Genomic DNA, 12,102 nt, shown 5'->3' on the forward strand with positions numbered 1-12,102 from the left:
ACTATTTAGTCAGAAATTTTATGCAATCATATAAAAAATAACTCAAGGATGATTTTTATATGCATAAGTTTAAAAATAAAAAGATTAAACTATTATTATTTCTATTGCTAATATTAGTAAGTAAAATGAGTTTTCCCAATATTAATAATAATGGTGTTGATAAAAATAATTGTTTTTTGATTAATGAAATAAAAATAGAAAATGCTGAGTTATTAAGTGGCAAAAAGCAGAATAAACTAACATCAAAATATCTACATCGATGTTTAACAGTAAATGATATACAGAGTATTGTTAGTGTTATAATAAATGAATATATTAAAAAAGGTTATATCACTTCACAAGTATTTATTTCTCATCAAGATCTCACTAATAGTAAACTTACAATTAAAGTGATAGAGGGAAAAATAAAAGATATTTTTATTGATAATATTTCTTCTCGATTAGTCAATATTATCTTTCCATCGTACAAAGAAAAAAGACTTAATTTACGTGATTTAGAGCATGGGCTTGAACAGCTTAATCGATTAACAACGGCACAATATACATTGGATATTAAACCTAGCGATAGTGTGGGAGATTCTTCTATTTTTATTGTTCAAAACAACAAAAAATTGCCTTTTAAAAATCAATTAACCTTTGATAATTCAGGTACTAAAACAACGGTAAAACTCTATTAGCCAATACCACAACAATAGATTCGTTATTTGGATTAGGCGAACAATGGAGTTTCTCACTGAGTACAAATACAGATTTATCTCGTTCGCACTATTCTCGCGCTTATTCTGCAAGTGTAAATATTCCTTATGGGTACTGGTTTTATCAGTATCAATTATCTCATAGTCAATCCTCTTATCCTTTCCTCAGTCATAATGTTCAACACGCTTATAAAAACAAAAATAGAGATCAGCAATTTGATATTAGTCGTTTAGTCTATCGTGATAATAAGCAGCGAATAATATTAAAGAGTTCGCTGAAAAATAAAAAAGTAAGGACACAATTAGCACAACAGAAACTACAAATAAATAGCCCCACATTAACCTCTTTATCATTTAGTCCTCAATATAGTTTAACTCTCAAACGAGGATATTTAACGATTAATCCAATGGTAGAAATGGGGCTTTCTTTTTTTGGTGCATCACCTGATTATATTGCTGAAAACTCACCTCGTAGTCATTACCGAAAACTAAGCATAAATTTAAGCTATCAACATTTATTTCTTAACAAATTTTCTTATATTACGTCATTTTATGGGCAATATACGCCAGATAATCTTTATAGTATAGAACGAGTAACAATTGATGGAATAAAAGCAGTCCGTGGATATAAAGAAACAAACCTGAATGCAAATAATGGTTTTTATTGGCGTAATGAAATAAACACACCACAGATAAATTATTTTTTAGGTGATGTTAATTTTATTTTTGCACTTGATTATGGTGTTGCTTATTCAGATAAATATGAAACAAAGAAGAATAAAATAATAGGAAGCGCAATAGGTGTTTCTTTTTATCATTCCATTTTATTTTCTCAGATATTAATGAATAAACCGTTAATTTACCCAAAATCACTAAAACCAGAACACTGGTCATTATTTTGGTCTATTTCTTTGGCTATTTAAAATTTGGAGTTTTTATGGACGAAAAGGATATCTCTCGAAAACAGTGTTTAATTAGTTATAGCATTATTTATTTAACCGCTATTTACCCATTACATCCCGCTTGGAGTTCTATAATTACTCCATCCGATAAAACAATAAAAATAAGTCAGCAAAATACAGTTCCTATTATTAATATTGCAACACCTAATGATATTGGTGTTTCTCATAATCAATTTCATTCTTTTAATGTTGGTAAACAAGGTGTTGTACTTAATAATGCAACAATTCCTGTTAATACACAATTAGCTAAACAAGTAAATCCCAATGCTAATTTAAAAAGTAATGCAGCGCATTTAATTATTAATGAAGTAGTAGGAAATGGATATTCACAGTTATTAGGTAAATTAGAAGTTGCAGGTGAACAGGCGAAAGTGGTTATTGCAAATCCGAATGGTATTACGTGTGATGGTTGTTCGTTTATTAATACCCCTGCAATTACGCTTACGACAGGAAAACCTCAATTTAGCCCTCAAGGTGCCTATTCAGCAATAGAAGTAAAAAAAGGCAGTGTTGTTATTGGTAAACAAGGTATGAATACCGAGCTGCAAAATTATGCTGATATTATTAGTCGTAGTATTGAATTAAATGGAAAAATAAACGCTAAAAATCTTTCTTTAATGCAAGGAAATAACCGTATTGATTTTGAAAAAGGAACGGTAAATAGCCTTAATGGAGAAAGTATAAAACCAACAATATCTATTGATACAAAAGCACTGGAGGGAATGTATGCCAATCAAATACGCCTAGTCAGCACAGAAAAGGGCGTTGGTGTTAATTTAAGTGATATTCAGACAACTCAAAACAGTATGAATTTAACTGTTGATGGAAAAATTACCTTTAATGGCAATATTCAATCTGAACAAGATATTAATGTTAGCAGTAAAGAACTACAAATTAACAGTAATGCAAAGTTAAAAGCAAAAAGGGATATAACTTTAGCAACTCATGCGCTAACTAATCATAGTGAAATTATCTCAGAAAAAGATATGCGTTTATTTGAAGATAAACTCACTAATAAAGGCGAAAAAGCACTTATTCAAGCAAAAGATAATTTATGGATACAAAAAAATGCACAGGGTGATCCCAGTAGTTTAATTGAAAATCAATCCGCCACGATAAAAACAGAAAAGGGTGATTTGATTATTCGGACAAAGAAGTTGGTTAATACATCTTTAAGTGATTTACCCATTATTTCAAGTATTGAAGCAAACTCTACCGCTAAAAGAAGTTTTGTCGCATCATATTGGGGAAATAGTCAAGGTGTTGTTTCTATAAACACCTATTATCCCGAATTAGAGAATTTTCCATATAAAAAATGGTTTGGGTATTTAGATTTAACAAGTACGGATGTTATTAATACTGAAAGGTATAAATATAAGTATAGTAATTCTATAGGATATATAGATTCAGGAAAAAATATTTATATTAATGCTAATGAATTGGTTAATAAATTAGGAGTGATACGGAGTAATAAAAATACTATTTTAACAGGAAGTAATGCTGTAATTTCAAATTTAGGATCTGGAGAATTAAATTTATGGTACAAGTATAAGACTACATATGATCATTTAGGGGTATATGCAGATGAGGAGGATGATGAAGATAATTACGATATCCTTTATGTAAGAGAACCATTGAATTTTGAATTAGTTAATAAATTTTATTCTTGGTTACCTGATAGAAATAATTCGTTAACAATATCATCAAAGGGTAATTTAATTTTAGATTTTAAAGATAGTATTAATATAGAAACGAAGCCACCATCTAAATATTCACCAACAAAAAGATTGATCAATAAAATTCCATCTGGTTATGAAATTTTAGCTGATAATATATTAATTAATTCTAGTTTTATTAACGTATCTTCAAATATAAAATCAAATAATGATCTATCTATTATCTCTAATGATGATATTACAATAAAAGATGCGCAACTCTCATCTGAACATTAGTTAAGTTTAATTTCAAATAAAAATATAGAACTGAATCAAGTAGATTTAACAGCAAAAGATAGTGTTGTTCTTGCCAAAAATGGAAACATTGATTATACATTAAACCCTATTTCTGCATTTAATGAAAATAATATTTTAACTTCCCCTATTATTAATGTTCCTAATTCTATCTTATTTCAGTCGGGAGGAAATATTACTTTTAATAATATTGAGGTTAATAATGCTAACTCTTTCAATTTAATTTCATCTGGTGATATAAAAATTCAGAGGAATGAATCAGAGTTTTTTAAGATATTACCTTATTTCCATTTATATACTCAAGAACCTGCATTATCAAAAACGGAAAGCTGGAAAATGCGAGGTGATATTACATTCACTTCCGGTAAAGATATTATTAGTCAAGGAATAAAATATAATAGTAATAAAGCCATAACCTTTAATGCCGGACAGGATATTTTTCTTTCCTCTAAATCAATAAAAGATGCCGATCCTTTCTTTAGTGATATTCATTATCCTCAATTACAATCTAAATTATTTTCAGGCAATAACCTTATTTTAAACGCCGCTCGTGATATTGATTTAACTTCAACCATATTAAATTCAAAAGATAAAGTCATTGTATTAGCCGGTAGAAATATAAAGCTGGGTGCAAACGCTTATTCTGCTATCAAAGATCCCCATGAAGATGCTCAAGATATTCAGTATGCCACAGCAATGATAACTGGCAATAAAGGCATTTCTATTGCGTCATCAGGTACATTAATCACAGAAGGAAGTTCATTTAAATCAGAGGGTGATGTCACTATTTCAAGTGGTGACAATATTCAATTGGGATCAGTAATAACGCATTTTCGTAAAGAGTCGGGTTCTGACTTAGAAGAACTTCGTAAACAAGTCAGTACTGAAATTAATAGTGGTAATAATCTAACATTATTATCTGAAGGCAGTATTTTATTTCAGGCATCAAAATTAACTGCAAATAAAGAGATGGATATCGCCGCTAAAGGTGGGTTCCTTTACGCGAAAGCGATGGAAGAAACCAGTTATTACAAAGAAGAAAAGAAAAAATGTAATAGGTGGACTTTGTGTATTACTAAAAAGAAATATACGAAAACATTTTATAACACCAATAATAAAGTCACCGAGTTTATTGCAAATAGCAATATTAATTTATTTGCTAAAGATGATATCACTTTAGAAGCTACTAAAATTGATACAGCAAAAAATGCCAAGCTAACAAGTAAAACAGGAAAAGTTAATTTTAAAGCAGTAAAAAACACTGCCTTTAAACAAGTTATTACCAATTCAAAAGATATTTATATCACTCAGCGTAATCAGGGATATACCAAAGGAACATGGGTGTTACCTAAACTTTATATTGGCGTAAAGCTTACTATTGATGCCCCAAAAGGCATAACTGCAGATATTAAAGCCCAAAAAGAGCAATCATTAGAACAAGCATTAACTGTTTTAAGTAATACACCAGAATATGCTTGGCTTAAAGATCTCCAACGTCAAGAAAATATTAATTGGAATTTAGTTAAAGACACTTATTCCAATTGGGATGATAAAACTCAGCAATTAAATCCTGTTGTCGGTGCCGTTATTGCCATCGCAGTAGGGGTTGCAACTTACGGTACTGCAACGGCGGCAACCATTGGTGGAATGGCAAGTGAAGCCACCATTGCGGCAGGTGCATCAGCCAGTGTGGCTTCAACGGCATCGGTTGCGGCACAAGCGGGTTTTGCCTCTTTAGTATCTCAAGCTGCGGTCTCTTTAGCTGAGAACAAAGGCAGTATTTATAAAACTATTGAATCCCTCGGCCGTAGTGATACCGCTAAATCTATTGTTACAAGCATGGTGGTGGCAGGGGCATTGCAAGGTCTTGACCAATTTATGGGGTGGGATCAGGCAATCCAAGGAGGAACCTTACCTTCAACAGGTAAGTTACTGCTTACTGATAACGCAACATGGAATCAAGTTGCACAGCGTGTCGACTCGCATTCAGTTGTTAGCTCAACACTGGGTACTGCCATTCAAGGCGGTAGTTTTATTGATAATTTTAAAACCGCGCTATTAAGCAATATTGGTAGTCAATTCCATGCAGAAGGTGCCAACCTAATTGGTGATAACGGTGCGGTATTAGGGCATGCAGGAAAGGTGTTAAGTCATGCAACATTATCTGGTTTATCTGCCCAAATTAGTGGAGGAAATGTTAAAGGTGCAATTGTCGGCAGTTTAGCTGCTGAAATTGCGGCTATTTCGTTGGGTGATAATACTATTAAGGCTGAGGAGTGGCAGAAAAAATCAGAATCACAAGCTCAATTTGTTAGATTATTTGGTGGCATTGCAGGTGGAATTTTTACTGGTGGGCCAGGTGGTGTATATAGTGGCGCTAGAGGGGCTGAAAATAGTTTCCGTTACAATTATCTCTCTCATCATCAGCAAAAATTAATGGAGAAAGAATTATCTGCTGAAACTAATTATTTTAAAAAGACAGCAATTTATCTTAAATGGCTATCAGCAGATATAGGACAAGATACAGGGTTTAATGCAGGCCTTGTAGCAGGTATACCAACAGGATTGTATGAAACGATTGAAGGGCTCGCTTCTCTTGCTACAAATCCATTAGAAACATACCAAGCTATCAAAGCGGTTATTCAAAGTGATAATGTTTTCGATACATTAACTCAAGCGGTTAAGCAATCGTATATCGAGCGTATTGAAAAACTGGAAGCAGAATATCAAAAAGCAGGTGTATCTGGTTCATTTAATGCGGGTGTTGAAAGTGGAAAACTCATTTTTGATCTCGTAGGCTTATTTGCTGGTGGTGCTGGAGTTGCGAAAGGAAGTTCTCAGCTTATAGCTAAGACATCAGCTAAGATTACCACAAGAAATAAATTGGTTTCTTCTATAAAAAGTGGACAAGTAGGATTAAGTGATCCTGATGCAGTTGATTTAATAAAAGCTGATATGCTTAAAAACTTTTATAGCTACAAAGCTCCATCAGGTATTATTGCGGGTTATATAGATAAAAAGGGTGTTTATTATGTAACGGAAGGTAACCATAGGATGGTTGCTGCAGTGGAAATATATAATGAAATAGGAGAAATAAAATATATTAATCAATTGTTAGATAATGGAAGCTGGACTAAAATAGACAATCCTATAGTTGATTCAAAGCCATTACCTGTAAGAAAAATAAAGTGAGAATATATGACTAAAAATGAAATATACATAGATATGATGTATTGGATTTTGCCCCAATTAAGAAATATTCAGTCTAGAGGAATGATAGCAAAAGCAAAAGATAAATCTTGTTATTACGAATTACAGTTAATTCATAATTTACCCAAAAAAATACTTAATCAAGATTTTGATGAAAGTGATATTTCATTTTTAAATTTTCAAGCTAAAACATATACTGAAAAATGCAGTTCAAAAATAAGTATATTATATGATGGTAATATCAAGTATATTAAAATGTTATTTAACTTGGTCCCTAATGAATTACGTCATCAATTACGATGGGATGGACCTATTAATTAAAATAAGGATATATGGCTTTATCTCTAATTTCAGAATGGGTACCAGGTTCATCTTACACATATGCGTGGGTTGCCATGGATAATCAAAGGTATTTAGCAAAAATGTATAATAACAATAGTGGGTGGTTACCTAAAGTACTATTATCGATACCTGATATTAAATTATATTTGGATGACTTATCTGAATATATTGATGGTGAATCAGAAAAATACAACAATAAAATAAATAAGAATGCTAACTATATTGTTGATTTATATTCAAGTTATACTTATAGAAAATATGGTAAATCAAAAATAATAAAAAAATTTGATTTTGAATTGAAAAATGGGATGGGAATCATTCTGATGCGGGAATAGGGGCTAAAATGGGAATGTTTTATTTTGAAGCATTAGAGGGGCAATCTATAGGAGAAGATTATCCCATTGGCTATGAGGGTGAAACAAAAATGGGTGACTATTTTCGTTTTATTGTTCCAACTATTTATGCAAAGATAGAAGATATTCCTGAAGAGTTAAGAAAATATATTGTAGTCTCTGATAGTCTTGATTTTACCAAAGATAGATTGCTTGATAACAATAAAATTAGCGATTATTTTACTCGCATGTATTCAGAATAAATAATTTTAATTGTTTATTCTTTAATAAAAATATTCTTCTAAACTAAAAACCATCACTTAATATTATTTATTAAAATAATTAGCAAGTGATGGTTTTATTTTTTAATAAAACTAATCATGTTAATAATTAATAAAGAATAGCAATAATTACCTGAACTTTATATTGGCGGAAAGCTAACGATTGATGCGCCTAAAGGTATATCTGAGGATATTAAAGCCCAAAAAGAACAATCATTAGAACAAGTATCAAAGCGGTTATTCAAAGTGATAATGCTTTGGATACATTAACTCAAGCGGTTAAACAATCTTATATCGATCGTATTGAAAAGCTAGAAGCAGAATATCAAAGAGCAGGTGTATCTGGTTCATTTAATGCGGGTGTTGAAAGTGGAAAACTCATTTTTGATCTCGTAGGCTTATTTTCTGGTGGTGTTGGAGTTGCGAAAGGAAGTTCTCAGCTTATAGCTAAGACATCAGCTAAAATAATAGGAAAAACAACAAGAGTTTCATTTCCTGATGGAATAAGTTTCCAAATTGAATTACCAAAACATTTAGCTACAGTAGATAAATTTACTCAGAAAATGGGAATTTCAGGTGGTCATAATGCTAATGTATTTTATAATGTTGTAAAGGATAAAGATTTGAAAATTATAAAAGAGCTCCCAACAAATGTGCGAGGGATAACGTATATTGAATATAAAATACCTGCGAAGCATCCCCAAACCGGAGAAATAACTCATTATAAAGGTAATGGCGCTCAACCTTTTAAAAAAACAATTTATGATCCCAAAGTTTTTTCAGACCAAAAAATACTTGAATTAGGTCAAAAAGCAGCTACAAATGGATATAAGAATGCGTTAGATAAAAATTTGCAATCTTATGATGCAATATCAGAAGGCATTACTTTTAGAGTATATTTAGATAAAGAAACAAAGATAATTACTAACTTCCATCCTAAGTAGGAGCATTATTAATGAAATTTCTATTTGAATTACCCTATGAAAAAAATGAGCCTAGTTGGACTATAAAAAGTTATTTTGATCTTATATATAATGAAGGTTGTTTTTTAGAAGCTGTTTCTAATATTGTTCAAAAAGAGTCTTTTGTCCTTGATGGAATATATTGTTTTTTCCCAGATATGAATAGCGCTGATGTATCTGATCATTTTTTAGGTGTTGAATTTGGAGTAGGATATCCTCTAACAGATAAAGATATTGTTATTGTAAGCGAAGATACTTGTTATCAATATATTAGATTATCTTGTGAAAAGTATTTGTTAATTCATCCTGAAGATAAGATAAAAATTAAAATATTACTATCAAAAAATAGATTAAATCATTTTAGTTTATAAATAAAATTGTAAAATACAAAATAATTTACGTATGGATCATTGGGTAGGTGAGGGAATACCCGACAGTGCAATTATTACATTGAAAACCAATTGTAGTGACGAAGTTTTAGGTGTCTCAATAAAAGAAGCTTTTACGCGTTGTATTAGTCGTAAAGTTTAAATACTTTATTTCTACTGAGACTACTAAATAATTATTCTAATAAATAGAACTAATTAGTATTAACAATATATAGTGATTTTCTACCATATTAACTATAAAAAACAATCAATCAGTAAAGGAATATATATGTATAGCTTACGTTTTTTTATTATTTTATTTTTATTTCTACCTTATTTGTTATTTTCTTTTGTCTATGCAACGAATAAGCCTTCATTGATAAATAGTAAAATTAATCCATTATCTATAATTAGGATCCATGATCGTGTGAATTACATGGTGTCATTAACGGATAATAATGGAGAAACGGTTCAGCATTGGCATTCTGTTGATTGTAAGCAGAACAAAGCTCAGCTTTTATATAAGGATGTATTGAATGAAGAAGGGCTAACCAAAGCTCGCTATTACGGTAATAATTATCTTCGTTATGCACCAGCTCAAGACAATAAGCTGATGACAACAGAAGATATCCGCATGGTTTGTCAATTTCCAATAAAAGAATCGCGATGGGAAAGATTATCTGACATGTCTATCGGCGGTATGACTAACCTTGTTGATACTAATAGTATTCAGCATATTGGTGACATCTTATCAGTGCGCACAGGATATGATTTTGCAGAAACCATCTGGGAACCACCTTATGATGCACCTCTTGAGCTAAAGATTGAGCACTATTTATATAATTGTAAAACTCATCAGGGCGACGCTGTAGTTGCAATGAACCTAGATCGTGAGGGGTACATTACTGATTCGCTGATCACTGATGATATTATTCGTCGTAAAAATAGTTTCAAAATAGATCTTCAAATGAGACAACTTTTCAATCAATTATGTCAGTTACCAGAAGGAAAAACGTTCACTGCTGAGGGACACTTTGTACCTGCTATTAATAAGCCTGTATCAACATTGATGGGGCCAACAATGCCCAATTTAAGTAATAATAATCCGCAATGGCTTAATAAATATCCACTTTCTACAGGAATTAATAATCAAACTCAATCATTGATAAAACCATGGGCACTTCCTCGCTTTAAACAGATCCGTTATACCATAGTAAGCGAATACGGTAAGGTCAATGTACAGTTGGATGCCCAATCGGATGGTTATATACGTAATCTAGAAGATTATGGTATCTGGACAGTACAACGTTTAATGTTGGCTAATCAGTTACAATTAAAGTTTGTTATGTCTATCAGTCACGATATTTCACTACTCCGTAAGTTGCAGACAGATCTGCAATTTCCATTAGTCGTTGGCCAACAATATCAAGCACAGTGGGAAAGTATTGATTCTAAAAAAGAAGTAATAACTTCATCAATACGTTGTAATGTGTTAAGCGAAGGAGATGCAGGTAGTATAGCATCTGAGTTTAGTGGAAAATATCTGTTAGTTCAGTGTGATGAAACTCATGAAGGACAACAGAAAATCAGTAGCAAACAAGCTTGGTTGCAAGATTTTAACGTTTTTGTTCCAGTTACCATGCAAGTAGGTGATAGACTAGAAAGTTCAGTAAAACTGGAAAATATTAATGTAATACGTTAATCAGAAGTTTATTAGAATAAATTTGATTTATGTAAATATTATTTCCAATTAAAAACCATCACTTAATATTATTTCTAAAATAATAACTAAGTAATGGTTTTATTTTTTAATAAAAAGCAACCATGCTAATAATTAACACAGTGTGGCGACAATCACCTGATCGGCATTAAATAAAGCCGTTACGCTGTCATTAATATGCAATTTTTGCTCTTTAACATGCTGATTAGAACAGGTGGCACACACTTCTTGCCCACCTTCTAATGTCACCACTAATTCGCTGTTTTCACTACCCGTCTCAATTTGAGTGAGTGTGCCTGAAAGGGCATTATCATATTGTTGCGCTAAGGATGAGCCTTTTTCAATATTAACCCATGGCGCTTTAATTAAGATCAGTACTTCTTTGCCTTTTTTCAGGCCCAAGCGATCTGCACTTTTTTCTGTTAAGGCAGCACGAATAGTCGTTTTTCTATCTGCAAGTTGCACATTAACATGCTGTTGAACTTGAAGATTATCACGCTCAATAATCGTGCCAAAAAACTGGTTTCTGGCACTCGTTTGTAATGAAAAGCGAGAAATCGCCGCTAAAAGGCTATCAAGAGGGAGTGAATCGTCTTTCAATACATCAAAGGCTTTTTGCTGAATTTGACCTAGCAGATCGTAAAGTTGTAGTAAGCGCTCACAATAATGAGTAAGAGTTGCACCACCACCGCCTTTGCCACCTGTTGCTCTATCAACGAGAAGTTCGTCTGCGAGTTGATTCATTTCATTAATGGCATCCCAAGCACTTTTATAGCTAATGCCTGCCATTTTTGCCCCTTGACTAATTGAACCCGTCGCTTTGATCTGTTTTAACAGCGCAACACGGCGAGGATCGGCAAAGAGCTTATCTTGAAGTTTTAGTGTTAATAATATTTCTGCTTGCATAATGATAGGCTTCTTCTTTTTTGTGTGTTTATCGCATTTTTTGTACCGACACAAAGCGATAATTCTCTAGAATATATACAACTATAGCGTTATTATTCGTTATTCGTGAAGAAATGCCAACTCTGGCTTTCCGAATATACCATGATAAAGAGGTTATCATGCTTGAATTATTGAAAAGTTTAGGGTTTGCTCTCTTGATGGTACCCGTTGTAATGGTACTCATTATGGGCATCATTTATGGTTTGGGTGAAGTGTTTAACCTGATTTCACCAAGTCAGCCAAAAGCAGACAAAAAATCATAAAATCTCCCTCCCTGATTTAGAACAGCCCTCTAATTTTTTAGAGGGCTGTTTT

Annotated in this window: 10 protein-coding genes and 2 pseudogenes; 11 read left to right on the top strand and 1 reads right to left on the bottom strand. The window is 32.1% G+C overall.

The window, feature by feature from the left end:
- The first annotated feature begins 59 nt into the window (after positions 1–59).
- The 10 genes and pseudogenes from JEP36_RS17810 (at position 60) to JEP36_RS16715 (ending at position 10,824) form a co-directional block, all read left to right on the top strand.
- Positions 60–677: a POTRA domain-containing protein gene (locus JEP36_RS17810; protein WP_232805475.1), complete on the top strand. Its 618-nt coding sequence runs from the start codon at positions 60–62 to the stop codon at positions 675–677.
- A gap of 14 nt (positions 678–691) precedes the next feature.
- Positions 692–1,618 (top strand): ShlB/FhaC/HecB family hemolysin secretion/activation protein, encoded by a 927-nt coding sequence (locus JEP36_RS17815; RefSeq protein WP_311748648.1) that lies wholly within the window; start codon positions 692–694, stop codon positions 1,616–1,618.
- Positions 1,619–1,632: 14 nt separating this feature from the next.
- Positions 1,633–6,819: pseudogene (locus JEP36_RS17960) on the top strand (DUF637 domain-containing protein).
- Positions 6,820–6,825: 6 nt separating this feature from the next.
- Positions 6,826–7,158, top strand: coding sequence for a zinc ABC transporter substrate-binding protein (locus JEP36_RS16690; RefSeq protein ID WP_099075108.1), 333 nt, complete (start codon positions 6,826–6,828; stop codon positions 7,156–7,158).
- 11 nt (positions 7,159–7,169) lie between these two features.
- Complete coding sequence (locus tag JEP36_RS16695; protein ID WP_198620423.1) at positions 7,170–7,514, top strand: hypothetical protein; 345 nt, start codon at positions 7,170–7,172, stop codon at positions 7,512–7,514.
- Positions 7,515–7,522: 8 nt separating this feature from the next.
- Positions 7,523–7,774, top strand: a complete 252-nt coding sequence (locus tag JEP36_RS16700) for a hypothetical protein (RefSeq protein ID WP_198620424.1) — start codon at positions 7,523–7,525, stop codon at positions 7,772–7,774.
- Between the two features lie 275 nt (positions 7,775–8,049).
- Positions 8,050–8,736, top strand: a complete 687-nt coding sequence (locus JEP36_RS16705) for a CdiA family toxin C-terminal domain-containing protein (RefSeq protein ID WP_198630508.1) — start codon at positions 8,050–8,052, stop codon at positions 8,734–8,736.
- Positions 8,737–8,747: 11 nt separating this feature from the next.
- Entirely contained in the window at positions 8,748–9,125 is a 378-nt protein-coding gene (gene cdiI / locus JEP36_RS16710; RefSeq protein ID WP_198630509.1) for a ribonuclease toxin immunity protein CdiI, read from the top strand.
- Between the two features lie 19 nt (positions 9,126–9,144).
- A pseudogene (locus tag JEP36_RS17865) lies at positions 9,145–9,285 on the top strand (contact-dependent growth inhibition system immunity protein); the annotation flags it as partial.
- Positions 9,286–9,558: 273 nt separating this feature from the next.
- Positions 9,559–10,824 (top strand): hypothetical protein, encoded by a 1,266-nt coding sequence (locus JEP36_RS16715; protein ID WP_198620455.1) that lies wholly within the window; start codon positions 9,559–9,561, stop codon positions 10,822–10,824.
- A gap of 132 nt (positions 10,825–10,956) precedes the next feature.
- Here JEP36_RS16715 and modE read toward each other — a convergent pair whose 3' ends face one another.
- A complete protein-coding gene (gene modE, locus JEP36_RS16720) occupies positions 10,957–11,748 on the bottom strand; it encodes a molybdenum-dependent transcriptional regulator (protein WP_100159468.1) in 792 nt (263 codons plus the stop codon).
- 158 nt (positions 11,749–11,906) lie between these two features.
- On the opposite strand from modE, the gene JEP36_RS16725 reads away from it, so the two are divergent.
- Entirely contained in the window at positions 11,907–12,050 is a 144-nt protein-coding gene (locus JEP36_RS16725) for an AcrZ family multidrug efflux pump-associated protein (RefSeq protein ID WP_071788544.1), read from the top strand.
- Positions 12,051–12,102 lie beyond the last annotated feature (52 nt).

The organism is Proteus sp. PR00208, from assembly GCF_016238545.1.
Lineage (GTDB): Bacteria > Pseudomonadota > Gammaproteobacteria > Enterobacterales > Enterobacteriaceae > Proteus.

Excerpts from the sequence above, each read along its gene's own strand:
- JEP36_RS16715 (WP_198620455.1), top strand. The coding sequence starts at position 9,559 with ATGGTGTCATTAACGGATAATAATGGAGAAACGGTTCAGCATTGGCAT.
- JEP36_RS17810 (WP_232805475.1), top strand. The coding sequence starts at position 60 with ATGCATAAGTTTAAAAATAAAAAGATTAAACTATTATTATTTCTATTG.
- JEP36_RS16690 (WP_099075108.1), top strand. The coding sequence starts at position 6,826 with ATGACTAAAAATGAAATATACATAGATATGATGTATTGGATTTTGCCC.
- JEP36_RS16725 (WP_071788544.1), top strand. The coding sequence starts at position 11,907 with ATGCTTGAATTATTGAAAAGTTTAGGGTTTGCTCTCTTGATGGTACCC.
- cdiI (WP_198630509.1), top strand. The coding sequence starts at position 8,748 with ATGAAATTTCTATTTGAATTACCCTATGAAAAAAATGAGCCTAGTTGG.
- modE (WP_100159468.1), bottom strand. The coding sequence starts at position 11,748 with ATGCAAGCAGAAATATTATTAACACTAAAACTTCAAGATAAGCTCTTT.
- JEP36_RS16695 (WP_198620423.1), top strand. The coding sequence starts at position 7,170 with ATGGCTTTATCTCTAATTTCAGAATGGGTACCAGGTTCATCTTACACA.
- JEP36_RS16700 (WP_198620424.1), top strand. The coding sequence starts at position 7,523 with ATGGGAATGTTTTATTTTGAAGCATTAGAGGGGCAATCTATAGGAGAA.